Source organism: Candidatus Merdisoma sp. HCP28S3_D10, from assembly GCF_052065835.1.
GTDB lineage: Bacteria > Bacillota > Clostridia > Lachnospirales > Lachnospiraceae > Laedolimicola.
On the sequence record NZ_JBQHTG010000002.1, the window covers coordinates 250206 to 276082 of the forward strand.

Here is a 25877-nt window from a genome sequence, read left to right on the forward strand (position 1 = left end):
GTGTAAAAGAGATGGAGCAGCAGAGGATATCTTTGCTGCTCTGTTTTTTTAATAGGAAATTCCTATGGGATCTCCTATTATATAAAACAAGAAATAAATTGTTCTTTTAAAAATACAAAAAGAAATGAAAAAGTACTTGCATTTTTGCCGGACATGTTATATACTAAATAAGTCGCAAGCGCGAAAGAAAAAATGGTCGATTGGTCAAGCGGTTAAGACGTCGCCCTCTCACGGCGAAAACAGGGGTTCGATTCCCCTATCGACTGCTGGAAAACCCTTGAATTTCAAGGGTTTTTTTGTGTCTGTGGACCTTTGTAAATATGAACTCAGGAGTGAACAACATGGCAAAAACAACAACCTACGACGCAGGCAGTATCTCGGTTCTGGAAGGACTGGAGGCAGTACGGAAACGTCCCGGTATGTATATCGGAAGCGTGTCCAGAAAGGGACTGAACCATCTGATTTATGAAATCGTGGATAATTCCGTGGACGAGCATCTGGCAGGCTTCTGCTCGAAAATCAGCGTATTTCTGGAGAAAGACGGTTCCTGTACCGTATCGGACAACGGACGGGGAATTCCCGTGGATATGCATGCCAAGGGAGTATCCGCAGAGCGGCTGGTATTCACAACTCTGCATGCGGGCGGCAAATTTGATGATTCTGTATACAAGACCAGCGGAGGACTCCATGGAGTGGGTTCATCGGTGGTCAATGCGCTGTCTACCTATCTGGATATCGAGGTCAGCCGGGACGGCTATGTACATCATGACCGGTATGAGCGGGGAATTCCTGTCGTTGAATTAGAGAACGGTCTGCTCCCGAGGCTGCGCCGAACCCGGGAGACCGGAACGAAGATCAACTTCCTGCCGGATCCGGAGATTTTCGAAAAGACCCGTTTCCAGGCCGAGGAGGTCAAAAGCCGCCTGCACGAGACGGCTTATCTGAATCCGGAGCTGACCATTCTCTTCGAGGACCGCAGAGGCGAGGAGGTTGAGCGGATAGAATACCATGAGGAAAATGGTATCATCGGCTTTGTGGAGGATCTGAATAAAAAGAAGGAAACCGTTCATGAGGTCATTTACTTTAAGGGAGAATCCGAAGGCATTCTGGTGGAGGGAGCCATTCAGTATGTCAACGAATTCCATGAAAATGTCCTAGGCTTCTGCAACAATATTTACAATGCAGAGGGCGGTACACATCTGACCGGATTTAAAACGATTTTTACAACGATTATCAATAATTACGCCAGAGAACTGGGAATTCTGAAGGAAAAGGATTCCAATTTTACCGGGGCAGATGTGCGGAACGGTATGACGGCAGTGATCTCCATTAAGCACCCGGCGCCCCGGTTTGAGGGCCAGACCAAGACAAAGCTGGACAACCAGGACGCGTCCAGAGCCACGGCTAAGGTAACGGGAGACGAGTTGGTGCGCTATTTTGACCGGAACCTGGAGACGCTGAAGAACATCATCGGCTGTGCAGAAAAGGCGGCTAAAATCCGGAAGACAGAGGAGCGGGCCAAGACCAACCTGCTGACGAAGCAGAAATATTCCTTTGATTCCAACGGAAAGCTGGCCAACTGCGAGAGCCGGGACGCTTCCAAATGCGAGATCTTTATCGTGGAGGGAGATTCCGCAGGCGGATCTGCCAAAACCGCCCGGAACCGGAATTTCCAGGCAATCCTGCCTATCCGGGGTAAGATCCTGAACGTGGAAAAGGCGAGTATCGACAAGGTACTGGCCAATGCGGAGATAAAAACCATGATCAACGCCTTCGGCTGCGGCTTTTCCGAGGGCTATGGCAACGATTTTGATATCTCAAAGCTGCGCTACGATAAGATCATCATCATGGCCGATGCGGATGTGGACGGCGCGCATATCTCCACGCTGCTGCTGACGCTGTTTTACCGCTTTATGCCGGAGCTGATTTACGAGGGACATATCTATATCGCCATGCCGCCCCTGTATAAGGCCATGCCGGCCAAGGGGCAGGAGGAGTATCTGTATGACGATAAAGCCCTGGAAAACTACCGGAAGCGCCATAAGGGCAGCTTTACTCTGCAGCGCTATAAGGGACTTGGCGAGATGGACGCGGAGCAGCTCTGGGAGACGACACTGAATCCGGAGACGCGGATCCTGAAGCGGATTGAGATTGAGGACGCCCGGATGGCCTCCAGCGTCACAGAAATGCTGATGGGAACCGAAGTGCCGCCCAGACGTGCATTCATCTATGAACACGCCCGCGACGCGGAATTGGACGTATAAAGACAGAAGAGGCAGGAAAACCATATGGAAGAACAGATTATACGCACTGAATACTCGGACCTCATGCAGAAGTCCTATATCGACTATGCCATGAGCGTCATCATTGCCCGGGCGCTGCCGGACGTACGGGACGGCTTGAAGCCGGTACAGCGCAGAACGCTTTACGATATGTATGAGCTGGGCATCCGCTATGACCGCCCCTACCGGAAATGTGCCCGTATCGTGGGCGATACCATGGGTAAATACCATCCCCACGGGGACAGCTCCATTTACGAGGCTCTGGTAGTCATGTCCCAGGACTTTAAAAAGGGAATGCCTCTGGTGGACGGACACGGCAATTTTGGCTCCATCGAGGGCGACGGCGCCGCAGCTATGCGATATACGGAGGCCAGACTCCAGAAGGTGACCCAGGAGACCTTTCTGGCGGATTTGGATAAAGATGTGGTAGATTTTGTACCGAACTTCGATGAGACGGAGAAGGAGCCTTCTGTGCTGCCGGTGCGTCTGCCGAATCTTCTGGTCAATGGCTCCGACGGTATCGCAGTCGGCATGGCCACCAGTATACCGCCCCACAACCTGGGAGAGGTGATTGACGCGGCAAAGGCTTATCTGAAAAATCCGGAGATATCCACGGAGAAGCTGCTGGAGCTGATGCCGGGACCCGATTTCCCCACAGGAGGCATTATCGTCAATAAGGACGAGCTTCCGGCGATCTATGACAGCGGCGTGGGCAAGATCAAGATCCGCGGTAAGGTAAAGGTGGAGAAACTAAAAGGCGGCAGGGAACAGCTGGTGATCACAGAGATTCCCTATCCGATGATCGGCGCCAACATTGCCAAATTCCTGAACGACGTGGCAGGCCTTGTGGAGAGCAAAAAAGCACCGGAGATTACCGATATTTCCAATCAGTCCTCCAAGGAAGGAATCCGGATTGTCCTGGAGCTGAAAAAGGGCGCAGATACCGAGAACCTGAAAAATATGCTCTATAAAAAGACCCGTCTGGAGGATACCTTTGGCGTAAATATGCTGGCGGTTGCCGACGGGAAGCCGGAGACCTTAAGCCTCCGTCAGATTCTCGAGCACTATATCGAATTCCAGTACGAGCTGACCACCCGGAGATACCGGACGCTTCTTGCCAGGGAACAGGAAAAGCGGGAGATTCAGGAGGGTCTGATTAAGGCCTGTGAGGTCATCGATCTGATCATCGAGATTCTCCGGGGCAGCAATCACATCAAAGAGGCGAGAGCCTGTCTGACAGAAGGCGTAACCGACGGTATTCGTTTTAAATCTGAGGCGTCCAGAAAACGCGCCGCAAAGCTGCGGTTCACGGAGCGTCAGGCCCAGGCGATCCTGGAGATGCGTCTTTACCGTCTGATTGGTCTGGAGATACAGGCGCTGATGGAGGAAAATCAGAAGACCCTGAAGAACATTGTGGAATACGAGGATATTCTAGAAAATCATGCAAGTATGACCCGGGTGATTCTGAAGGATATGGAGGCCATCAAGAAGGCTTATGCCCGTCCCAGACGGACAGCCGTGGAGAACGCGGAGGCCATCGTATTTGAAGAGAAAAAGATCGAGGAAATGCCGGTGATGTTCCTGATGGATCGCTTCGGATATGCCAGAACCATCGATATGTCCGCCTATGACCGGAATAAGGAAGCAGCCGATGGGGAAAACCGGTTTGTATTTTCCTGTATCAATACGGGTAAACTATGTATATTTACAGATACCGGTAAGCTGCACACCATCAAGGTTCCGGATCTTCCCTATGGCAAGTTCCGGGATAAGGGAATGCCCATCGATAATTTCGGTAATTTCTCCAGCAGTGAGGAACAGCTGGCAGGAATCGGAAGCATGGAAGAGCTGAAGCATCAGAAGCTATTGTTTGTCACCCGTCAGGGTATGCTGAAAATCGTAGACGGCAGTGAGTTTGAGACCAAGATGAGGACCATGGCGGCTACAAAGCTGAACGATGGAGATGAGCTTCTGAAGGTTATGGTTACAGACGGAACCGAGCAGGTCGTACTGCAGAGCCGCGACGGATATTTTCTGCGGTTTGACGTGGCAGAGATTCCGGAGAAGAAAAAAGGCGCTGTGGGAGTCCGGGGCATGCGCCTGGCAGAAACAGACGGACTGGAGGCTGTATATCTGTATCACGTAGGCACAGAGGAAACTGTGGAATATAAGGAAAAGCAGCTGGTATTAAATAAATTAAAAGCCGGAAACCGGGATACCAGGGGTGTGAAAATCCGGGTATAAGGCGATACAGGAGTGTGAGAGTGTTATGAAGATTCTGGTTACGCTGCCTCTTGACGAGAGACAGAAGGAGCGTCTGGAGATGAATTTCCGTCATCTGGAATTCTGTTACTGTCTGCAGAAGGAGGTGACGGAGGAGGTCATCCGCGACGCAGAGGTGATTCTGGGAAATGTGGATCCTGCGCTGTTAGCACACGCAGAGGAGCTGAAATGGCTGCAGCTCAATAACGCCGGAACGGAAGGGTTCTGCGACGGTGCCTTGCCAAAGGGCGCTGTGCTGACCAACGCGACCGGAGCCTACGGTCTGGCCATCTCTGAGCATATGATCGGCGTCCTTTTTGAGCTTCAGAAAAAGCTGAACCTCTATGCGCGGAACCAGCTGGAGCATATCTGGAAAAGCGAAGGCCATGTACAGGTCATTCAGGGAAGCCGCGTGCTGGTCATCGGCATGGGCGATATCGGAACCATGTTCGCCCAGAAGATGAAGGCGCTGGGCTGCCGTACCGTAGGAATCAAGCGCAGAGAGGGCAGAAAGCCGGAGGGCGTGGACGATCTCTATACACTGGAGCGCCTGGAGCGGGAGCTTCCCAAAGCGGATATCGTGGCCATGAGCCTGCCGGGCAATGCGGATACCAGACATCTGATGAATGCGGAGAGGCTGGCTCTGATGAAGGAAAACGCGGTGCTCATCAACGTGGGCCGCGGTATGACGGTAGATACCGACGCGCTGGTGCAGGCTCTTCGGGAAAGACGGATCGCCGGAGCCTGTCTGGACGTTACAGACCCGGAACCGCTGCCCGCCGATCACCCGCTTTGGGATATGGAAAATGTGATTCTGACGCCCCATATTTCCGGCGGATACTCCCTTCCGGAGACTCTGGAGCAGATTCTGACCATCTGTATCGAAAATCTGGAATGCTATATGGTACAGAGACCGCTCCGCAACCTGATTGACATGAAAACAGGGTACTGCGAGTAATGCGGGAACAGCCCGCTTCAGGCAACAGCAGGCTTGAATTCTCCGGGATTCTATGTTATGATTTTTTCAATATGGAATTCTTAGGAATTAAAATACCAACAGAAACGAGGAAGCGTTATGGAAAACGAGGCTACGAGCAAAAATTTTATTGAGCAGGCCATAGAGAAGGATCTGGCAGAGGGCGTGTACGATACAGTCCACACCCGTTTCCCGCCGGAGCCCAACGGTTACCTGCATATCGGACATGCCAAGTCCATTCTGTTAAATTATGGTCTGGCACAGAAATATCACGGCAAATTCAACATGCGTTTTGACGATACCAATCCCACCAAGGAAAAGGTAGAGTTTGTAGAGTCTATCAAGGCAGATATTCAGTGGCTGGGCGCGGACTGGGAGGATCGCCTGTTCTTTGCGTCCAACTACTTTGATCAGATGTATGAGGCAGCTGTAAAGCTGATTAAAAAGGGTAAGGCCTATGTCTGCGATCTGACAGCGGAGGAGATGCGCGTATACCGCGGAACTCTGACAGAGCCGGGCAAGGAAAGTCCTTACCGCAACCGGAGCGTAGAGGAAAACCTGAAGCTCTTTGAGGAGATGAAGGACGGAAAATACGCAGACGGCGAGAAGGTTCTGCGGGCCAAGATCGATATGGCGTCACCGAATATAAACATGCGCGACCCGATTATCTACCGTGTGGCTCATATCACACATCATAATACCGGGGACAAATGGTGCATTTATCCCATGTACGATTTTGCGCATCCCATCGAGGACGCCATCGAGGGAATCACACATTCCATCTGTACCTTGGAATTCGAGGATCACAGACCGCTGTACGACTGGGTTGTGCGGGAGCTTGAGTATCCGCAGCCGCCCAGACAGATTGAGTTCGCGAAGCTGTACCTGACCAACGTGGTTACCGGTAAGCGGTATATCAAAAAGCTGGTAGAGGAAGGTATCGTAGACGGCTGGGACGATCCCCGTCTGGTATCCATCGCAGCGCTCCGCCGCCGTGGCTTTACACCGGAGTCCATCAAAATGTTCGTAGACCTCTGCGGCGTATCCAAGAGCCAGTCTTCCGTAGACTATGCTATGCTGGAGTACTGCATCCGCGAGGATCTGAAGCTGAAGAAACCGCGTCTGATGGCAGTCCTCGATCCGATTAAGCTGGTGATCGACAACTATCCGGAAGGACAGGTGGAATATCTGGATGCAGCCAACAACCTGGAAAATGAGGAGCTTGGCAGCCGTAAGATTCCCTTCTGCCGGGAGCTCTATATTGAGCGCGACGACTTTATGGAGGAGCCGCCGAAGAAGTACTTCCGTCTTTTCCCGGGCAACGAAGTGCGCTTGATGCACGCTTACTTTGTAAAATGTGAGAGCTTTGTCAAGGACGAGAATGGCAAGGTGATCGAGGTACATTGTACCTATGATCCGGAGACAAAGGCAGGCAGTGGCTTTACCGGCCGTAAGGTAAAAGGAACGATTCACTGGGTACCGGCTCCCTACGCCATTGACGCACAGGTCCGTCTCTACGAAAATATCATTGACGAGGAAAAGGGTGTATACAATGAGGATGGCAGCCTGAACCTGAATCCCAACTCCCTGACCGTGGTCGAGCATGCGTACCTGGAGCCGGGCTTCGAGGGCGCCAAGGCCTTTGATAGCTTCCAGTTCGTAAGAAACGGCTTCTTCTGTGTGGACTACAAGGATTCCACTCCGGAAAAAATGGTATTTAACCGAATTGTATCCCTGAAGAGCTCCTTTAAGCTCCCGAAGGCATAAGAGACCGATGCGAGAACTGACGATAAGCCTGAACGCAAAGGCGGAAACGCCTTTGTACGAACAGATTTACCATTATATCAAACAGGATATCCAGGAACATAAGATCCTGGCTGGAGAGAAGCTTCCCTCCAGCCGGGCTCTTTCTCGTTATCTGGAGGTAAGCCGCAGCACCGTGGATCTGGCTTATGATCAGCTGCTGTCGGAGGGATATGTGGAGTCTGTTCCCTGCAAGGGCTATTATGCCTGCCGGATTGAAGGGCTGTATCATCTGAAAAACGGGGAGGACAGAGGCGAAGCCGCGCCAAAGACCGAAGAAAAACGCTGGAAATACGACTTTACGCCCAACGGTATCGATCTGGACAGCTTTCCCTATGGCGTATGGCGCAAGATCACAAGAAATGTGCTGCTGGACGATCGGAAGGAGCTGTTCCAGCTGGGGGATCCCAGGGGCGAGTGGGAGCTTCGGGAGACTATAAGCCGGTACCTTCACCAGGCTCGGGGCGTCAACTGCCGTCCGGAGCAGGTTGTGCTGGGAGCGGGAAACGACTACCTGATGATGCTGATATCCGCGATTCTGGGAAAACGAAAGCTGGCTATGGAGAGCCCAACCTACAAGCATGCTTACGGGATATTTGAAAAAATGGGATTTCAGCTTTGTACCGTGCCTGTGGACGCCTCCGGTATGCGGGTGGAGGAGCTGACTGCGTCCGGCGCAGATGTGGCTTACGTCATGCCCTCCCATCAGTATCCCCTCGGTATCGTGATGCCTATCAAACGGCGTCTGGAGCTCCTGCAATGGGCTGCGGAAAAAGAAGGCCGATACCTCATCGAGGACGATTACGACAGCGAATTCCGTTATCGCGGCAAGCCGATTCCCGCACTGCAGGGCGCGGATCGGACAGGGAAAGTCATTTACATGGGAACCTTCTCCAAATCCATTGCCCCGGCCATCCGAATCAGCTACCTGGTACTGCCGGAGCCGCTTTTCGCGACCTGCGAGCAGGAGCTTCAGCGCTTTTCCTCCACGGTATCCCGTATCGACCAGATGATCCTGAACAGCTTTCTTAAAGAAGGCCACTATGAACGTCATCTGAACCGGATGCGCGCCATCTACGGCCATAAGCAGGAGATCCTGGTGGGTGAACTGAAACAGCTGTCCGGGGTCTGTACCATCCGCGGGGAAGACGCCGGCGTCCATCTGTTGCTGGAATTCCACAATGGTCTTTCAGAAAGTGAACTGATTCACCGGGCAGAGGCAGAAGGAATCCGGGTCTATCCCTTATCGGAATACCGTGTGGGAAAAACGGAACCGGAACAGAAAGCCACCATTCTGCTGGGCTACGCCACCCTGACCGAGGCGGAGCTTAAGGCGGCGGTGGAGAGACTGGCGGAGGTGTGGAGATAGGATAAAATCAAAAAGATCATTCTGTATAGGAAATGAAATCTATACAGGGTGGTCTTTTTTGTATGCTTATATATAAAAAAGAGGAGTAAAACGGGGGAAAATCATATGAACCGAATCATTACCAATGAGAACATAGAGCAATTCCGGAACTATCTGGTCTGTGCGGAAAAGAGCAGACAAACCATACGGAAATACCTGCGAGATATCCGGAAATTCCGGGAATATGCGGGAGCCGGGGAGATAACAAAAGAATTGCTGGTGCAATATAAGGAAGATCTGGAACAGAACGGTCACTATAAGGTGAGCAGCATCAATTCCTATCTGGCCGCCGTCAACCAGTTCTGCTGTCAGATGGGCTGGAGCGATCTGCGGGTGAAAACGATTAAAGTACAGCAGGACGCCTTTGCCCCGGAAAACCGAGAAATGACGCAGGAAGAATATATCCGTCTGATCCGCACAGCCATGGAGCAGGACAGAGAAAAACTGGCCTGCCTGATACAGACCTTAGGCAGCACCGGTATCCGTATCAGTGAGCTGCGTTACATTACCGTAGAAAGTCTGCAGGACGGCATGACGGAAATCCATAACAAAGGGAAAATGCGCCGGATTCTCTATCCGGGTGAATTGAGCAAATTGCTGAAAAGGTATGCGAAAAAAGAAAAAATCGAGACAGGTCCCATCTTCCGAAGCCGCAGCGGGAAACCGCTGGATCGCAGCAATGTCTGGCGGATGCTGAAGCAGCTGAGCAGGGCGGCCAGGGTAGATCCGGCCAAGGTCTATCCCCACAATATGCGTCACCTCTTCGCCCGCTGCTTCTATAAGATAAAGAAGGATATCGCCAAGCTGGCAGACGTGCTGGGGCACAGCAGTATCGAAACGACCCGGATCTATATCAAATCCACCGGGCGGGAGCACCGGAGACAGCTGGACCGCATGCGGCTGGTGATTGGAGGCAGGGAACAAAAAAAGACGACATAATAAATATTATGTTGTAAATGGAAATGAGAATTGAAAATATACCGGGAATGCTATCCGTTTGTGGTTGCTATTTGAGGGAAATTCAGGATAAACTATCCCTTAGATGATACACATTTGTGTAATTAGATGAAAATAATGAAGTTTTACATGCAGCTGATTTCCAGAAAGAGGAACACTGTGTTTTAAAAATGCCTTGTATTACTGTATTGAATGCGCTATAATCTATGAATGATAAGCAGGGAAGACAACATAATATTTATTACGTTGCATCCCTTGCCCCCAAGAACCCCGCAGAAACAAGGAGTCGGAAGCAAATGTGGTATGCAGCGCAGACAACGTGCGGAAAAGAACGGACAGCCATCGAAGAGTGCCGCAACGCACTCCCTGAGAATCTTGCGGCACGCATTTTTGTGCCCAGATATCAGTACATGAAGAAATACCAGGGACAGTGGCATACCGAAGAAGCCGCAGCCTTCCCGGGCTATGTGTTCATAGAAAGCGAGAAGCCCGCAGAGCTGGAAGAGGCGTTACTGCGTATCCCACACACCGTTACGCCCGTCCGCATCGGCGGTGGATTCTATCCCATACGCGAAGAAGAGGAAACCTTCCTGAGAAAAATGCTGGACGAGCAGGATTGTATCCGCTGTTCCATCGGCTATCTGGTAGACGGCCAACTGATGGTATGGCAGGGTCCTTTAAAGCACGCGGTAGAGCGGGTGCGGAGGATAGACCGTCACAAGCGCCTGGCAGAAGTGGAAGTAAGGCTCTTTGAAGAGAGCCGGCAGATGAAGCTTGGGCTGGAAGTAAAAGCGAAGGTCAGTGGGGAAGAGTATGAAAGGATGCTGGAGACGGCATGAAAAATATGAGAAGTGGACATCATGTCAGTGGAAATGAATTTGATACAAAAATAGGGAATGAGTATCAAGGAATAAAGTTGAGAAAAGTTTTGACGATTGAGAAGAGAGGGTTGGCAGCTGTTTCTTCTTCATTTTTTGCGGTATTGGAAACTGCTTTTGGAAAATATGATGTAGTGCATATTCATGCAGAGGGGCCAGCGGCATTTTGTTGGATACCTAAACTAATTGGAAAAAGAGTGGTTGTAACCATTCACGGCTGGAAAGATATTATATGGTTAAACCAGAAAACACCGCGTAAATACAGCGTTTTAACGGCTTGACCATCTTCTTGAAAAGTCTATTTCGCATATGGTCGAGAGAGTACTTCTGTTGAAATCTACTGCCTTTAGCGGCTTGATGGTTTCTATATTTAGTGAATTAAACATACACACCCAATGATGTTGATTCCTTAATTATTATCCATATGTGGAAATAGAAAATGAGAACAGGAGGTAGTCAAGCCTGAGTGAAACGAGAGTTTCATTCGGGCTATTTCTCGTGTTTCGAAAACAAAGTTTGTTTAGTGTGAGGGAAAAATTTATGCAGCAGGTGGCGAATAAAGAAAATTTAAAAATCTGTTTAGTTGGCTCATCAGGCGGCCATTTGACTCATTTATATATGTTAAAGCCTTTCTGGAATGACAAGAATCGCTTTTGGGTTACATTCGATAAAGAGGATGCAAGAAGCCTTTTATATGGTGAAAAAATGTATCCTTGCTATTATCCTACCAATCGCAGCCTGAAAGCTTTGATAAAGAATACTGCTATTGCATGGAAAGTGTTGCGTAAGGAAAAACCGGATTTAATCATTTCTTCCGGTGCGGCGGTTGCGTTTCCATTCTTTTACCTTGGTAAATTGATGGGAGCAAAACTTATTTACATAGAAGTATTTGACCGCATTGACAAGCCTACTGTAACCGGCAGGTTGGTATATCCGATTGTAGATAAGTTTATTGTGCAGTGGGAAGAACAAAAGAAAGTTTATCCGAAGGCTATCAATTTAGGCAGTATCTTTTAAAGGGGAAAAGATGATATTTGTAACAGTTGGAACACACGAGCAGCCGTTTAACAGGCTTGTGAAAACAGTAGATGAATTAAAAAGAGACGGAATCATTGCCGAAGACGTCATTATGCAAACCGGGTTCAGTACATACGAACCGAAATATTGTCAGTGGAGTAAACTGATTCCTTATCAGCAGATGATAAAAAATGTTGAAGATGCACGAATCGTGATTACACACGGTGGACCGGCAAGTTTTATCATGCCTCTGCAAATCGGTAAAACACCTATCGTTGTACCTCGTCAACACCGGTTTGATGAGCATGTGAATGACCACCAGGTGGAATTTGCAAGAAATGTCGCAGAGAGAATGGGAACCATTATCCCGGTTGAGGACATAAGCACGCTTGGCGATGTGATTAAAAATTACGATGATATTGTTGCTAAGATGGGTCATGGCATGAGCAGTAATAATGAGAAGTTCTGCGGTGAATTGGAAGAAATAGTAAGCGATTTGCTGAGATAAGGTAAAAGAAAACGGTGGATTATGATGAAACATGCTTTTTTAATTATTGCACATAATAATTGGTGGCAACTGAAAAAGCTAATAGAATGCTTGGATAGCGGTACACATGATATTTATGTGCACATCGATAAGAAAAGTAAAGATTTCGATGAATCCTACTTTAGAAATTCAGTAACGAAATCATCATTAAAGTTTTATCGTGAATTTGAAGTGTATTGGGGAGGATTTTCACAGGTACAAGTAGAAATACTTCTTCTCAAACAAGCATATACAAACGGTTATGATTATTATCATATCATTTCCGGAGCTGATTTACCACTAAAAAACAATGAAGAAACTGATTCTTTTTTTGAGGAAAACAAGGGTAAGGAATTTATTCTTTATGATGAGGATGCATTAAAGGAAAATCCTGAAATATCCAGAAGAGCTAAATACTATCATTTTCTTCAGAACTATAGACGAAGATATGTAGAAAAATGGAAGAACAGTTTCTTCACGTTTTGCGAGAGAATTTCTTTGGTTTTACAAATTGTTTTTGGCGTAAATAGAGTCAGAAATTTGGATTGGCAGATTAAATATGGTTCGAATTGGGTAAGTATTACAGATGAGCTTGTGAAGGTTATTCTTGAAAATAAAGATAAAATTACGAGTGTATTTTCATATACAAATTGTGCGGATGAGTTATTTATCCAAACAATAGCATATAATTGCGGTTTCAAGGATTATATCTTTCAACCGGCTGACAAACAGGCGGCAAATCTTCGCTGCATTGATTGGAGCAGAGGAAAAAACGGAAATCCATATACATACAGATTAAACGACATAAAATCTCAATTTATTTGCCAGAAAATTTTCGGAAACTATTGATAAGGATTTAATCGATGAAATTTTGGTGAGGTTAAAAAACGGAAGGAATTAATATATGCCTGTAGGATTGAAATTTCAAAGAAAGCATAGATTTTTAGGATATAAATTAAAATATATTTATTATTTCATTGCAAGAAGGAATGTTCTTCAAAAAAAGAAAAGCTATGGGAAATGTAATGCTGACAAAGTAATTTATATTATCAAGCCGGATTATCAGGATGGAGTGGAAGGGCTACTATCACTAATTCATAAACAGGTCATATACATAGATTACGCAAAGAAAAATGGATACATTCCATTCGTAGATTGGAAAAATTATAAGACGCAGTATTATGATGGAAAAAATAATGTTTGGAATTATTTCTTCGAACAGCCTTCTGATATTAAAGAAGAGGAAGTTTACAATAGTAAAAATGTCTATCTGTCCGGTTGGACGTTAAAAGATGTTAATCCACTGGGTCTGTTTGAAGCGGAGATTTTTTTTAATAAAAAACTTGAAAAAATGAGCTATGAGCTTTTAAACAAGAATTTATGTTTTAGTGATGAGGTTTTAACTCTTGTAGAAAAAGAAGCAAAGGCTCTTGATATAGATAATTGTATTGGCGTTTATGTTAGGGGAACAGATTATATAAAATTGCGTCCTTCCGGTGAATATGTGCAGCCAAATGTGAAGCAAGTGGAACAGCAAATTGAAAAGTATATCGAACAATATCATGCTTCTGTTTTTTTAGTTACAGAAGACGGAAATATTTACGATGATTTAAGAAATAAGTTTGGAGAGTACATCAAAATCGTTTCATATGATTCGTTTATCTATGATTACGATGGTAAAGACGTTCTAAGCAGATCGAATGTCTTGGAAGATGACAAAAAACTTCGTGGACAGAAATACTTAGTAAAAATGATTCTGCTTTCCAGATGTAAATATTTAATTAGTTCCATAACGCAAGGATCTAAATTCAGCTATGCCCTCAATGGTGGAAAATACGTTGACGAATATGTTTTTGATTTAGGCTTATATGATTAAGAAAGATTGTGGTGAATTTTATGCTATTCAGTGTTGTTGTCCCTGTATACAACGTAGAAAAATATTTAGATGAGTGTATAAACTCTATAATAGAACAGTCAAAAGTAATTGATAATGATCTTGAAGTTCTTCTGATTGATGATGGCTCTACAGATAACAGTGGCAGTATTTGTGATAGTTATGAAAATAAATATCCAGATTTAATACGAGTTTTTCATAAAGAAAATCAAGGATTATTAGCGACCAGGCGATATGGTTTTAAGAGGGCCAGCGGAAAATATATTGTGAATTGTGATTCTGATGATTTATTAGAACCTGGGATGTTACTGAAATTAAAAAAAATAGTAAATAAATATACGGAGCCAGATGTTATATTATTTAATTACAACTATATGGAGGGTGACTTTAAGAAAGTTGCTTATAAAAATATTTTTTCTGTAGAACCAGATATAAGAGTAGATAAGAGCAGTGTTTTAGAGACTTTCTTGAAAGAGCATAGTGTTGTGAGTTTGTGTACAAAAATATATAAAAGAAGTTGCATTGATGTTGATAAGGATTATTCATCGTTTTATAAAGTTTCAAATGGTGAAGATTCATTACAGAGCATTGAACTATATAATAAAGCAGAAGCGTTTATTTATATAAATGATGAACTTTATGATTACCGTATTGGAACCGGAATGACCCGCAGATTTGATAGAAATTATTATATTGGCTTTAAGGTGGTTCTTGAGCAAATTAGAAACCAAAAGAACAGTTGGAATATATGCGATTTTGAAAAATTGTTTGCAGTAAAAGTTATGCAGACAGTGGGACGTGCCATCACACAGTCACGATATGGAGTTTGGAAGTCCTATACTCAACAAAGGGAGTATTTTACCAATATCCGCAATGATGAGATGGTTGATACTGCGTTAAGCCACTTAAAATCCATAAAGGGATATTTGCAAACGGATCACTATTATTTATTAACGCTTTTAAAATTCAGATTATATTTTTCTATATGTATGCTTTTATACATTAAAAATACTTTGAGCCAAATTGGAAGAGGAAAGGGTAAATGAAGATAAGAAATAGCTCTAAAATAAATAAAATCAATCTCCTTCTTTCAATTTCATACGTATTATTTGTCTTTTCGCTATTCAATCGTGATGTATCAAATACCGATGTTTTATATCCGTTGACGATACCAGCAAAGTATATAGCATTTATTATATTGACAGCTGGAATAATGTTTAGAGCATATTCTAAAAAGCAGATTCAAGTAGTGATAATTTTATTATGTGCAGATCTCTTGGTATTAGTGAAATCTGGAGCATTAATATTTATTCTAATTAGTTTATTTGCTTTTTTTGCAAATAAATTAGAAGACAAAGATATATTAAAAGTAGCATATTTTACGTTGCTATTTTTCACTTTATGTGTCTTTATATTTTCAATCGTTGGAATTTACAATGACGAAATCACTAAAAGGTGGGTTGGCAGTGTAGCTCGACATTCTTTAGGTTTTTATCATAGTAATGTATTACCATTGATATATAGCTATTTAGTAGGATATGGATTGTTAACCGGTATATTCAAAAAGAAACATTATTTTATACTTTTAACCGTAGATTTGGTAATTTACTACTTCTGCGGTTCAAGGAACTCATTGTTTACGACATTCTTGTTAGTATTAGGAAAATGGTTTACTGATTCAGTAATAGAAACTGGCAGATTTAAGAAAATAATTAATAGAATAGTTGGCTTTGTGGCTAAGCTTATAGTTCCTCTTTTGGCTGTATTTTCTATTTTAATACCATTAATGTTAGATAAAGTTGCTGCTTTTAGAATGCTCGATTATATGCTTTCTTATAGATTTACGTATATTGCGAGTATGATTCAAAAATTGGGGATCAGTTTAATTCCTAAAATGACAAATAAAACATATTTTGAAAATGAAATTGTGATAGATAATGGATATGCGTTTTTAATCATAAGGTATGGAGTTCTGATGATAATATTCCTAAGTATTCTTATCTATTGCGTAGCAAAAAAATATAAAAATAATACATTTGTCCTTTTTTTAATAATTGTAGTTGCATGTAGTAATCTGATAGATAATGATTTGATTGACTATAGTGTCCTGCCATACTTAATAATTTCTGAAAAATGTTTAATAGAAGGACTTAGAAGGAGAAGTGGATATGGAAGATCTCATAAGCGTAATAATGAGTACTTACAATGAATCAGTTTCCGAACTAAGAGAAAGCATAGAATCGGTTTTAAAACAAACATATTCCAATATTGAATTTATAATTGTGATTGATAATCCAAATAATGAAGAATTAAGTGCGTTTATTTATTCATTTGATGATCCTCGCATTCGTGTTATAAAAAATGACAGGAATATCGGTCTTGTTAATAGTTTAAATAAAGCTATTTGCCAATCCAAAGGAGAATATTTGGCAAGAATGGATGCAGATGATATTTGCGAAGCAAATAGACTGAAATTACAAAAAGATTATTTGGAAAAAAACAATCTTGACTTAGTCGGTGGAAGCGTTTGCTTAATTGATGAAAATGGAAATTATATTTCCAAATTACATTTTCCATGCAAGCAGTATTTAATTAAGCGATTTTTGAAATGGGGAAATTGTATTCCTCACCCAACTTGGTTGATAAGAAAAGAAGTATATACAAAATTAAATGGGTATCGTGATGTCCCCAGATGTGAGGACTATGATTTTGTTTGCCGATCAGTGCAAAATCATTTTAAATTGGGAAATGTGAATGATTTTATTTTAAAATACAGAATCAGATTAGATAGCGTTTCAAACAGTAACAAGGTTGAACAGTATATTTTAAGAAGATTTATATCTGAAAATAGAAAAACAGGGGTTACGGAGCGAGAAATACGAGATTATTTAGATTCGGATTTATATTATTGTGAAATTGCAGAGTATGAAAAATTTCAGAAAATAAAAAAGAAAATTAAAACTTCTCCGAATATTGCTGATTTTGTTAAATTGTGCGGAAATGTCAATACATACTATTTGGGAATTGAAAAAGTATGTTTAAAGATAAGAAATCTGGTATAGCTTGATTTAAAAATAGATACGAGACTGGTGAACGTGGAGGACATAAATATGAAAATAGCAGTTACAGGAGCTAATGGGTACCTGGGTACTGGAATTGTAAAACAATTGTGTGATGATGGACATGAAGTAATTGCTGCTTGTCATCATGATTCAGAAGAAATTGATAATCGTGCTAAGACTGTTAAGTGTGATATTTTTTCGGTAGAAGATCCTTTTTGTGAATTTGGAAGTCCGGACGTTTTGCTGCACCTGGCATGGAGAAATGGGTTTGTACATAATGATACATCACATGTTATGGATTTGCCAAAGCATTATGACTTTTTAGAAAAAATGGCAGCAAGCGGTGTGAAAAAAATTGCAGTGTTAGGATCTATGCATGAAGTGGGTTTTTTTGAGGGAAGTATAAAGGAAGATACACCAACTAATCCAGAAAGCTTATATGGTATATCAAAAGATGCATTACGCAATATGACAAAGCTGATTTGTAAAAATCATAATGTTATTTTCCAATGGCTCAGGGGATATTATATTGTCGGCAATACAGAGCATGGGTGCTCAATTTTTTCAAAGATAACTGCAGCTGAAAAAGAAGGGAAAAAACTGTTTCCATTTACGTCAGGACAAAATCAATGGGATTTCATTGACTATAATGAATTTTCTCAACAAGTATCGGCGGCAATTGAGCAAAATGAAGTTGTTGGCATTATAAATATATGTCATGGAAGGCCTGAGAAGCTGGCTGACCGAGTAGAAAGATTTATCAGAGAAAATAATTATAATATAAAACTTGATTATGGTAAATTCCCGGATCGTCCATATGATAGCAAGGCTGTTTGGGGGGACGATGCAAAAATAAAAATTATCATGGAAAATAGAAAATCAAAATAAAGGGACTGGATATGTTATATAAAAAATTGCAAAAAATTTGGCATTATATAAAATGTGTCATTATTTGTAAGCAAGAGATTGGTTATGGTTCCAAAAAGAAGTTTAGAAAATTTGGGAAAAATTCTATAATTGCAAGGCCTTATTTACAGTTGTCAGGATGCCGAAATATTGAAATTGGGAATGGTACTACCATACTAAACAATAGCCGTCTTTCGGTTTATGGCAATGATAGTAATAAAGCCAATATAACAATTGGAAACAATTGTTATATTGGCTTTGGATTTTCAGCATTAGCTTCATCCAAAGCAAGTATAACTATAGAAGATAATGTGTTATTTGCCTCAAATGTTATTGTGACAAATGAAAATCATGGTATGGATCCGGAGAGCATAGTGCCATACATGGATCAAGAATTAACGGCAAATGATGTGTTTATTGGTGAAGGCTCCTGGATAGGGGAAAAGGTTTGTATCCTGTCTGGTGTTTCTATTGGGAAGAAATGCATAATTGGAGCAGGATCAGTGGTCACAAAATCTATACCAAGTTATTCTATAGCAGCAGGTAATCCTGCAAAAGTGTTAAAAGTATATAATTTTGAGTCGAAAAGATGGGAAAAATATAATGAAGAAAATGGAGAAAAATAAAATTTATTTGCCATTGCAAGGAAGAATTGGAAATCAACTTTTTCAATATGCATTTGCAAGAAAACTACAATTAGAAATGCCTAATAATCCCACAATTATAATGGATGATTCTGACATTATCCGATGCAATTGGGAAAATTCCTTAATGTATTATGATTTGCCGAATGTGGAATATATACATGAAAGCATTCTTGAAAATCGTTTTGTGATGACAAAACAGTATTTTCTTAGAAAAATATACCGAGTTTTAACACGAAAAAAAAATTATATGGAAAAGTTTAGGATTGAAAACAAATTAAATCCTTTTTTTAATAAATCAGGACTTTTCTTCTGTGAAAATGGTTATATGGAACAGCATTTAAATATAAAAAAGCCGATTTACATTGAGGGATATTTCCAGTCACAAAAATATTTCAATGAAATAAAAGCGGATTTACTGACTTTGTTTGATGGGACACAATTTCCTGATTATGACAAGTATCCGGGACTTTACAAATTGCGTGAACGAAACAGTGTTTGTATAAGCGTAAAGGTTGAGCATAATGTTGGAAGTTCTATGTACGATGTGTGTTCAATGAAATATTGGGAAGAAGCCATTCAATATATAATAAAAAATGTCGATAATCCGTTGTTCTTTATTTGCTCGGATAATGTAGATTATGTATTGGAGCATTTGATTGACGCTTCAAAATACGATTATGTGGTTCAGGATAAAAGCAAACCGGTCTATGTGTCGCTTGCAGCAATGAGTGAATGTAAGAATTTTATTATAGGAAATACTACATTTGGTTGGTGGGCACAGTATTTATCTAAAGCGGATAACAAAATTGTTGTAGCTCCTTCCAGATGGATGTCGGTTGATATGCCAATTGATTTATATGAAGATAGCTGGCATTTAATTGAAGTATAGAGAATGTGAGGAATGTTTATGACAAAAAGCATTGGAATATTATATATATGTACAGGACCATATGTATTATTTTGGAAGGACTTCTATGAGTCATTTGAAAAGAATTTTTTACCCAGTTATGAGAAAAGATATTATGTCTTTACAGATGCCGAGGAAATCTTTGCCGAGAACAATATAAATGTAAAAAAAATAGCAATTGAGCCAATGCCTTGGCCGCTTATTACGCTTTTTAGATTTTCAACATTTTTGAAGATAGAAGATGAGCTGAATAAATGTGATTATCTCATGTTTTCGAATGCAAACATGATTTGTAATGAGATTATCACACCGGAAGAATTTTTGCCAAGAAAAAATGAAGTGCTATCTGTGACTGCACACCCGGGATATTATGGAAAAAGTAAAATAGAATTTCCTTATGAGAGAAGAAAAATTTCTTCGGCATATATACCGTGGAACTGTGGAGAAAATTATGTGATTGGTGCGATGTTCTGTGGTACAAGTGATGCATTCATTAAGATGTCAAAAACGCTCAAACATAATATTGAGGAAGATTTAAAAAAGAATATTATTGCAAAATGGCATGATGAATCACAGCTAAATAGATATATCGTTAATAAACCGGGAGTTCGTATATTAGAGCCAATGTATTGCTATCCTTGTGGCATGGAAGTTTCATATCCTAAGAAAATATATGCTGTAAGTAAACAAGCAAAATTTGATGTTAAGTCCTTTAAAGGTCAGTATGCTAAGAGACAAAGTAGTGTAAGAAAATCTTTGGGCGTCTTGAAAAGAAAGCTGTTATTGAAAGAAAGACTTATGTATTTGATAGACGTTATCTCAGGAGCTCATATTAAGGAAATAAGTGATGAAGAATAAAAAAGCTACTTTAATAAATATATTTGCTGCATTTATTACACTCGGGGTCCAAATGTTTATTAGCTTTTGGTTATCCCCTTTTGTTGTAGGAAAATTAGGCGAAGAGGCATATGGATTTATAAATTTAGCTAACAATTTTGTCTCATACGCCAGCCTTGTTTCCGTTGCAATTAATTCGATGGCTTGTAGATATATATCTGTAGAATATAATTCAGGCAATAAAGAAAAGGCAAAGTCGTATTTTTGCTCTGTCTTTATCTCAAATTGCTTTTTGTATGGGCTAATATTGATTATTTCCATTTTGTTTGTTTGGAAATTGGAATACATTGTGAATATCACAGCCGCATTGGTGTTCCAAGTTAAACTGACATTTTTACTGAGTTTTGTAAATATGGGAACATCTTTAATAGGCACGGTTTATACGGCTGCAGCATTTACAACAGGAGAAATGCACTATAATTCGATTGTGCAAATAGTATCGAATGTAATTAAAAGTATACTAATATTTACCCTTTTCTCTTTTTTGCCAGCAAAGGTTTATTATTTGAGCTTAGCAACTCTTATTGCTGGCATTGTAACTCTTTGGGGAAATTACAAAGTTACCAAAAAATTGTTTGTTGATTTTGATATAGATAAAAATTATTTTGATTTCGGTAAACTAAAAGTATTGTTGAAGTCGGGATTTTGGGTATTGATATCTAATATAAGCAATTTGTTACTAAATGGATTGGATCTTTTATTTAGCAACTGGTTCATCAGTAGTGCTATAATGGGGCGTCTTTCTTTGGCTAAGCAAATCCCCTTGGCGTTAAGTAATGCCTTAGGCGTGTTTTCAAATATTTTCTCTTCAGCCTTAACGAAAGTTTTTGCGTCAGATGGCAACAACAAACTTATTTATGAAGCCAATAGTCAGCTGAAAATATTGACGATGTTTTTCACGGTTCCATATGCTGGTATTATTGTGTTTGGATATGATTTTTTAAAGCTATGGTTGAGTGACACAAGCTATACAGGAACACAGTTCGTAGAAATATATATTCTCATGCTCTTAGTGCTTTTGGATATTATTATCAGCACATATATGTACAGCATTCATTCTATATTTATTGCTATTGATAAAGTTAGGATATATTCAGTTGTACTGCTCGTTTCAAGTATAATCAGTATTGCAACTACCCTAATACTTCTGAAATGTACTGGATTAGGTGTTTATGCTATAGCAGGAACGAGTACAGTAATTTTAGGGTTTACGCATGGAGTTGTTGTTCCGGCGTGTGCAGCAAAATTACTGCATCGACCTATATGGACGTTTTGGAAAACAGAATTTAGATCCTGGGTATCATTAGCTGTTGTATGTGTTGTTTTCTTTGTAGTAAAAAATTTGATGGATTTCCCTAATTGGATTAGCTTTTTCGTTAATATATTGATTGTAGGTTTGATTGGGTATATATTGGAATTTATTCTCATTTTTAGCAAACAGGAGAAAAATGAGATAATTAGCATTATAAAACTCAAATTGATAAGAAAATAGGGGGGAGAGAGAAAACTTTTGTTGAAATATAAAAATAGAGATAAAATGATTTTTTATTCTTTTTGGATGACTATTCTAATAGTTGTCTATCACCTAGCTCCTCATTTGATTGAATTGTCAGAATTTAATGAGGGGGGGAGGTACCTGAGACAGTTTTTTGAAACATTTGGGCCAATTGCATTAAATTATTTTTTCGCTGTTTCTGCATATAAATTTTTTGTATCTGAAAAATCTTGTGGAGATAAATTAAAGAAACGATTAGTGACACTTATTGTTCCCTACATTGCTTGGAATACAATTTATATCAGCCTGTATATTTTGCAAAATGGATTGCCCAATATTAGAACGGTTATTTTAGGATATACATTGACACCTTTTGATGGACCGTTATGGTATATTTTTGTATTATATATTTATTTGGCAATTTCCTCAATTTGCATGAGTCGGTGGACTTGGCTATCAACAAAACTTGGATGGCTAATTATTATATTGACATTTGTGGTGGCAGCGTTTCACCATGCTGTGATTCATTCATTGATCAGCTTTCCGTATGACTGGTGGGTTGAAAGAACATTAAGAATGGCACCGCCATTCTTATATGGTGTATATTGTTCAAAGCATAAATTAATTGAGCTTGGTAGGCATAGTACAGTTATACCAGGAATTATATCGATGATATGTTTATTAAGTTCCACGATTTTAGGCGATAATGTTATTATAACACTATTATTATATTTATGTACATTGTCATTATGGAATGTTCTTCCTAATTTTACATTGAAGGCTGATTCGATAATTAAAAATGATATGTTTATAATATATTCAATACATGAGGGAATAATTATAGTAATGCTTGCTGTGTGTAATAAGGGAAATGTTCATTTTGGAAAATACAGTAGCTTGATTTTCATGATACTTCTCGAAACAGTGCTGATTGTTACAATAGGGTTTTGCTTGAATTTGATTATTAGAAGACTGCCTACAGTAGTTAATATCATATTTACCGGGGGAAGAAATGAACATCACAACAAAGAGAAAAAGCAATATTGAATTATTAAGAATTTTATGTATGATGCTATTATAAAAGTGGACACGGAAGGGTAGAGAAAAGCCTAACCGTGGAGTAATATAAAGGCGAGTATTCTACCGGAAAGGAGCTCGTCTTTATGTCAAAACACTTGAATCTGTTGGAAAAGGAATTTCTAATCCGGCAGTACAAAAGCAACTACCGTATCAAAATGAGTGACTTCTGCGAAGCAAACCACATTTCAACCGGTGCATTCCAGAAGTGGATTAAGTAGTATGATGAAGGCGGCTTTTATACGAATCAATCATCAGCAGGATATAAGCGATAACTATGTGTACAAGGCCTTTCGTTTTCTGGGAATAAAGGCAAAAACCAAGCATCAGGTGCATTATCGTCCTAGAAAGGTCCGAGATCTGTACCCAAATCTTATCTTCACAACTTGGGATACCGTAGATTGTCCTCGCCAGGTAATTGTTTCGGATATGACCACATTGAAGTTCTGGATTTTCTATTTTGAGGTCACTTTCTACTTCGATGTATTCACAAAGCAAATCCTGACATGGAAACTGTCTGAGCGTCGAGGAGGTCGAGATCAATATGTAGATGGGTTAGCAGACGTAGTGGAAATGCTAAAGGGCCGTGAGGAACCGACAATCCTCCATACAGACCAGGGCTCGGTTTATGCCTCAATGGCATACAATGCTCTAATACTGGACACAAATATTATTCGTTCTATGTCGCGGGCGGGAAAACCAACGGACACCCCTGTAAACGAAGCACTGAATGGCTGGATTAAAGAAGAACTGTATATGGATTTCCAGTTAGATCAGTGCCGTACAAGAGAAGGGGTAAAGGCCACCCTGCGGCGCTACATCGACTTTTACAACAAGCAGCGTCCCTGCTTTGCAATCGGTTATGACACGCTGGATAACTACTGCAAACGTTTCTATCGAGGTGAGTTTGAAAAGAAGGATACCTTTTCAAAGCGCATCCTGACCGAGGAACCAAAATTCGTGCACTGCTATAAAATCCTTATTTAGAAACAGAAAAATGCGATTTTTTGGCGAAATAAACTTGGAAAAATGTGAAAAATAAAATTGAAAAATCCAGAAAAATGTGCAATACTAGTATCATCAACAATTAGGTGGTGATTTTATTGAGACGGAATGCAATACAGGATCTGGTAAACTGGAAATCCAGTGAAGATCGTAAACCTATGGTGCTAAAAGGTGCCAGGCAGGTGGGTAAGACCTGGCTGATGAAGGAATTTGGCCGAAATTATTATGATAAGATTGCATATTTTAATTTTGATGAAGAAGATGAATTGAAGTCTGTTTTTGAGGTTAATAAGAATCCACAGAGAATTCTGGAATTACTATCCATGATTCAGGGTGAAAAGATTGAACCGGGTACCACATTGATTATCTTTGATGAGATACAGGAGTGCCCGGAAGCATTGAATTCCTTGAAGTATTTTAAGGAAAAAGCCAATGAGTATCATGTGATTGCGGCAGGCAGTCTGCTGGGAACGCTTTTAGCGCAGCCAAAATCCTATCCGGTTGGAATGGTAAATTTACTCGATATCTACCCGCTGACTTTTGATGAGTTTCTGGAAGCGACGGAGCCATCTCTGTATGCTTATTATATGAGCATTCAGAAAGAGCAGCAGATAGAAGAAATTTTTCATAATCGACTGTTGGAGGTCTATCATAATTATTTGATTATTGGCGGAATGCCGGAATGTGTTGCGTCTTGGATAAAATACAAAGATCCGGCCAAAGTTTCGCGTATTCAGCATGAATTGATAGAGGTTTATGAAAATGATTTTTCTAAACATAACGGCAAGGTCAATAGTGGACGAATCCTCATGGTATTTCGCAGTATCGTGGCGCAGCTTGCCAAGCCAAATGAAAAGTTTATGTATGGTGCAGTACGGGAGGGAGCCAGAGCGAGAGACTTTGAAGAAGCGATTGAATGGCTCGTTTCGGCTGGCATGCTGAATCGGGTTTATAATGTCTCCAGAATGGAGCATCCGTTGTCGGCGTTTGACAGGCTGGATCAGTTTAAACTTTTTCTTTTTGATACAGGCATGCTGAAAACTATGGCAGGAATTGATAATAGTGCGATCCTTTTAAAAAACGACTATCAGTTTAAAGGACCGCTGACAGAAAATTTTGTTCTGCAGCAGCTTCGCGGACAATTTGAGGTGGAGCCCAGATATTATTCGGATAAAAACAGAGAAATTGATTTTGTGCTTCAATATGGGACGGAGATTATCCCGGTTGAAGTGAAGGGCGGAGAAGATAAATCAGCACCATCGTTTAAACGGTACATTGCAGAGCATGAACCGAAATATGCGTTGCGCTTTTCAAAAAGAGGTTATCGGAAGGATGGATACATTTCTAATATTCCGTTATATCTTGCGCGGAAAACAAAGGAACTGTTATAAAAGTGAAGTGGAAAGTTGAGTACCTACGTTGTCAAATAAGTACTTGACATCTTCGCCCGTAAAGGTTTAAAATAACCTTTGATATGACAAATGCAACGAAGGTGCACAGTAACCTTTCTTCTTCTTTCAGAGAGAGACCGTCAGCGGCTGTGAGCGGGCTTAAGTTCAGAAGAGAGTGTGAAATTCCCACCGGAGCAGCATCGCTGAAGAGATTTGGTAGGCGGTGACGTAACCTGCACGTTACGCAGAAGATGAGAGCCTGTCTGATAAATGAAGAGACAGGAATCAGGGTGGTACCGCGGAATATATGCTCCGTCCCTACTGTGTAGGGATGGAGCTTTTTTTGCGCGTTTGCATTGAGAAGGGCAGGCAGTTTCAAAAGCAGGCAGTTGGGTGCTTGCACACAAATGTCTGCTTTTGAAATTGCCTATGCGGCGAAAGCCGCGAGTTTCAGAAAGCGATAGCTTTCTGAAACTGCCCTGGAGTA

At 41.3% G+C, this 25877-nt stretch carries 23 protein-coding genes, 1 tRNA gene and 1 other annotated feature; all 24 genes read left to right on the top strand.

All coding sequences use genetic code 11. From position 1 onward, the window contains the following. Window positions 1-194 precede the first annotated feature (194 nt). Window positions 195-266, top strand: a tRNA-Glu gene (locus ACTNCH_RS06335). Window positions 267-341: 75 nt separating this feature from the next. Next, complete coding sequence (locus ACTNCH_RS06340; protein ID WP_441016860.1) at window positions 342-2264, top strand: DNA gyrase/topoisomerase IV subunit B; 1923 nt, start codon at window positions 342-344, stop codon at window positions 2262-2264. A 24-nt stretch (window positions 2265-2288) separates the two neighbouring features. Then, window positions 2289-4526, top strand: a complete 2238-nt coding sequence (locus ACTNCH_RS06345; RefSeq protein WP_441016863.1) for a DNA gyrase/topoisomerase IV subunit A — start codon at window positions 2289-2291, stop codon at window positions 4524-4526. Window positions 4527-4551: 25 nt separating this feature from the next. Next, window positions 4552-5502: a D-2-hydroxyacid dehydrogenase gene (locus ACTNCH_RS06350; RefSeq protein ID WP_441016866.1), complete on the top strand. Its 951-nt coding sequence runs from the start codon at window positions 4552-4554 to the stop codon at window positions 5500-5502. A gap of 117 nt (window positions 5503-5619) precedes the next feature. Next, on the top strand, window positions 5620-7287 hold the full coding sequence (locus ACTNCH_RS06355) for a glutamine--tRNA ligase/YqeY domain fusion protein (RefSeq protein WP_441016869.1): 1668 nt from the start codon (window positions 5620-5622) through the stop codon (window positions 7285-7287). A 7-nt stretch (window positions 7288-7294) separates the two neighbouring features. After that, on the top strand, window positions 7295-8692 hold the full coding sequence (gene pdxR, locus ACTNCH_RS06360; RefSeq protein ID WP_441016872.1) for a MocR-like pyridoxine biosynthesis transcription factor PdxR: 1398 nt from the start codon (window positions 7295-7297) through the stop codon (window positions 8690-8692). A gap of 105 nt (window positions 8693-8797) precedes the next feature. Beyond that, on the top strand, window positions 8798-9670 hold the full coding sequence (locus tag ACTNCH_RS06365; RefSeq protein ID WP_441016875.1) for a tyrosine-type recombinase/integrase: 873 nt from the start codon (window positions 8798-8800) through the stop codon (window positions 9668-9670). A 314-nt stretch (window positions 9671-9984) separates the two neighbouring features. After that, on the top strand, window positions 9985-10527 hold the full coding sequence (gene loaP, locus ACTNCH_RS06370; RefSeq protein WP_441016878.1) for an antiterminator LoaP: 543 nt from the start codon (window positions 9985-9987) through the stop codon (window positions 10525-10527). Then, window positions 10524-10847: a hypothetical protein gene (locus ACTNCH_RS06375; protein ID WP_441016881.1), complete on the top strand. Its 324-nt coding sequence runs from the start codon at window positions 10524-10526 to the stop codon at window positions 10845-10847. Before loaP ends, ACTNCH_RS06375 begins: the two co-directional genes overlap by 4 nt. Before the next feature lie 259 nt (window positions 10848-11106). Then, window positions 11107-11583, top strand: a complete 477-nt coding sequence (pssD, locus tag ACTNCH_RS06380) for a PssD/Cps14F family polysaccharide biosynthesis glycosyltransferase (protein ID WP_441016884.1) — start codon at window positions 11107-11109, stop codon at window positions 11581-11583. 10 nt (window positions 11584-11593) lie between these two features. Continuing rightward, on the top strand, window positions 11594-12091 hold the full coding sequence (locus ACTNCH_RS06385; RefSeq protein ID WP_441016887.1) for a glycosyltransferase: 498 nt from the start codon (window positions 11594-11596) through the stop codon (window positions 12089-12091). A 21-nt stretch (window positions 12092-12112) separates the two neighbouring features. Beyond that, on the top strand, window positions 12113-12958 hold the full coding sequence (locus tag ACTNCH_RS06390) for a beta-1,6-N-acetylglucosaminyltransferase (RefSeq protein ID WP_441016890.1): 846 nt from the start codon (window positions 12113-12115) through the stop codon (window positions 12956-12958). A 55-nt stretch (window positions 12959-13013) separates the two neighbouring features. Further along, window positions 13014-13985, top strand: a complete 972-nt coding sequence (locus ACTNCH_RS06395; RefSeq protein WP_441016893.1) for a hypothetical protein — start codon at window positions 13014-13016, stop codon at window positions 13983-13985. Window positions 13986-14005: 20 nt separating this feature from the next. Next, window positions 14006-15049, top strand: coding sequence for a glycosyltransferase family 2 protein (locus ACTNCH_RS06400; protein WP_441017820.1), 1044 nt, complete (start codon window positions 14006-14008; stop codon window positions 15047-15049). Beyond that, the gene (locus ACTNCH_RS06405; protein ID WP_441016896.1) at window positions 15046-16212 is read left to right on the top strand and encodes a hypothetical protein; all 1167 of its coding nucleotides are present in this window, start codon (window positions 15046-15048) and stop codon (window positions 16210-16212) included. Before ACTNCH_RS06400 ends, ACTNCH_RS06405 begins: the two co-directional genes overlap by 4 nt. Continuing rightward, window positions 16172-17065 carry a glycosyltransferase gene (locus ACTNCH_RS06410; protein WP_441016899.1) on the top strand — a complete coding sequence of 298 codons (894 nt, stop codon included), beginning with the start codon at window positions 16172-16174 and terminating at the stop codon, window positions 17063-17065. Before ACTNCH_RS06405 ends, ACTNCH_RS06410 begins: the two co-directional genes overlap by 41 nt. Window positions 17066-17113: 48 nt before the next feature. After that, window positions 17114-17953: an NAD-dependent epimerase/dehydratase family protein gene (locus tag ACTNCH_RS06415; RefSeq protein ID WP_441016902.1), complete on the top strand. Its 840-nt coding sequence runs from the start codon at window positions 17114-17116 to the stop codon at window positions 17951-17953. Window positions 17954-17964: 11 nt separating this feature from the next. Further along, window positions 17965-18597 (top strand): acyltransferase, encoded by a 633-nt coding sequence (locus ACTNCH_RS06420; RefSeq protein WP_441016905.1) that lies wholly within the window; start codon window positions 17965-17967, stop codon window positions 18595-18597. Beyond that, window positions 18575-19507 carry an alpha-1,2-fucosyltransferase gene (locus ACTNCH_RS06425; RefSeq protein ID WP_441016908.1) on the top strand — a complete coding sequence of 311 codons (933 nt, stop codon included), beginning with the start codon at window positions 18575-18577 and terminating at the stop codon, window positions 19505-19507. Before ACTNCH_RS06420 ends, ACTNCH_RS06425 begins: the two co-directional genes overlap by 23 nt. Window positions 19508-19525: 18 nt before the next feature. After that, entirely contained in the window at window positions 19526-20383 is an 858-nt protein-coding gene (locus ACTNCH_RS06430; protein WP_441016911.1) for a family 6 glucosyltransferase, read from the top strand. Continuing rightward, window positions 20373-21914: an oligosaccharide flippase family protein gene (locus ACTNCH_RS06435; RefSeq protein ID WP_441016914.1), complete on the top strand. Its 1542-nt coding sequence runs from the start codon at window positions 20373-20375 to the stop codon at window positions 21912-21914. The genes ACTNCH_RS06430 and ACTNCH_RS06435 overlap by 11 nt, the downstream gene beginning before the upstream one ends. Before the next feature lie 18 nt (window positions 21915-21932). Beyond that, window positions 21933-22964, top strand: a complete 1032-nt coding sequence (locus ACTNCH_RS06440) for an acyltransferase family protein (protein WP_441038323.1) — start codon at window positions 21933-21935, stop codon at window positions 22962-22964. Window positions 22965-23216: 252 nt separating this feature from the next. Further along, window positions 23217-23981 carry a transposase gene (locus tag ACTNCH_RS06445; RefSeq protein ID WP_441016920.1) on the top strand — a complete coding sequence of 255 codons (765 nt, stop codon included), beginning with the start codon at window positions 23217-23219 and terminating at the stop codon, window positions 23979-23981. A gap of 116 nt (window positions 23982-24097) precedes the next feature. Then, window positions 24098-25390, top strand: a complete 1293-nt coding sequence (locus ACTNCH_RS06450; protein ID WP_441016923.1) for an ATP-binding protein — start codon at window positions 24098-24100, stop codon at window positions 25388-25390. Between the two features lie 86 nt (window positions 25391-25476). Then, window positions 25477-25713, top strand: a binding site (T-box leader). Window positions 25714-25877 lie beyond the last annotated feature (164 nt).

What these genes read in the sequence shown, in the direction of transcription:
- ACTNCH_RS06340 (WP_441016860.1), top strand. Translation starts at nt 342, where the DNA reads ATGGCAAAAACAACAACCTACGACGCAGGCAGTATCTCGGTTCTGGAA.
- ACTNCH_RS06345 (WP_441016863.1), top strand. Translation starts at nt 2,289, where the DNA reads ATGGAAGAACAGATTATACGCACTGAATACTCGGACCTCATGCAGAAG.
- ACTNCH_RS06350 (WP_441016866.1), top strand. Translation starts at nt 4,552, where the DNA reads ATGAAGATTCTGGTTACGCTGCCTCTTGACGAGAGACAGAAGGAGCGT.
- ACTNCH_RS06355 (WP_441016869.1), top strand. Translation starts at nt 5,620, where the DNA reads ATGGAAAACGAGGCTACGAGCAAAAATTTTATTGAGCAGGCCATAGAG.
- pdxR (WP_441016872.1), top strand. Translation starts at nt 7,295, where the DNA reads ATGCGAGAACTGACGATAAGCCTGAACGCAAAGGCGGAAACGCCTTTG.
- ACTNCH_RS06365 (WP_441016875.1), top strand. Translation starts at nt 8,798, where the DNA reads ATGAACCGAATCATTACCAATGAGAACATAGAGCAATTCCGGAACTAT.
- loaP (WP_441016878.1), top strand. Translation starts at nt 9,985, where the DNA reads ATGTGGTATGCAGCGCAGACAACGTGCGGAAAAGAACGGACAGCCATC.
- ACTNCH_RS06375 (WP_441016881.1), top strand. Translation starts at nt 10,524, where the DNA reads ATGAAAAATATGAGAAGTGGACATCATGTCAGTGGAAATGAATTTGAT.
- pssD (WP_441016884.1), top strand. Translation starts at nt 11,107, where the DNA reads ATGCAGCAGGTGGCGAATAAAGAAAATTTAAAAATCTGTTTAGTTGGC.
- ACTNCH_RS06385 (WP_441016887.1), top strand. Translation starts at nt 11,594, where the DNA reads ATGATATTTGTAACAGTTGGAACACACGAGCAGCCGTTTAACAGGCTT.
- ACTNCH_RS06390 (WP_441016890.1), top strand. Translation starts at nt 12,113, where the DNA reads ATGATGAAACATGCTTTTTTAATTATTGCACATAATAATTGGTGGCAA.
- ACTNCH_RS06395 (WP_441016893.1), top strand. Translation starts at nt 13,014, where the DNA reads ATGCCTGTAGGATTGAAATTTCAAAGAAAGCATAGATTTTTAGGATAT.
- ACTNCH_RS06400 (WP_441017820.1), top strand. Translation starts at nt 14,006, where the DNA reads ATGCTATTCAGTGTTGTTGTCCCTGTATACAACGTAGAAAAATATTTA.
- ACTNCH_RS06405 (WP_441016896.1), top strand. Translation starts at nt 15,046, where the DNA reads ATGAAGATAAGAAATAGCTCTAAAATAAATAAAATCAATCTCCTTCTT.
- ACTNCH_RS06410 (WP_441016899.1), top strand. Translation starts at nt 16,172, where the DNA reads ATGGAAGATCTCATAAGCGTAATAATGAGTACTTACAATGAATCAGTT.
- ACTNCH_RS06415 (WP_441016902.1), top strand. Translation starts at nt 17,114, where the DNA reads ATGAAAATAGCAGTTACAGGAGCTAATGGGTACCTGGGTACTGGAATT.
- ACTNCH_RS06420 (WP_441016905.1), top strand. Translation starts at nt 17,965, where the DNA reads ATGTTATATAAAAAATTGCAAAAAATTTGGCATTATATAAAATGTGTC.
- ACTNCH_RS06425 (WP_441016908.1), top strand. Translation starts at nt 18,575, where the DNA reads ATGAAGAAAATGGAGAAAAATAAAATTTATTTGCCATTGCAAGGAAGA.
- ACTNCH_RS06430 (WP_441016911.1), top strand. Translation starts at nt 19,526, where the DNA reads ATGACAAAAAGCATTGGAATATTATATATATGTACAGGACCATATGTA.
- ACTNCH_RS06435 (WP_441016914.1), top strand. Translation starts at nt 20,373, where the DNA reads ATGAAGAATAAAAAAGCTACTTTAATAAATATATTTGCTGCATTTATT.
- ACTNCH_RS06445 (WP_441016920.1), top strand. Translation starts at nt 23,217, where the DNA reads ATGATGAAGGCGGCTTTTATACGAATCAATCATCAGCAGGATATAAGC.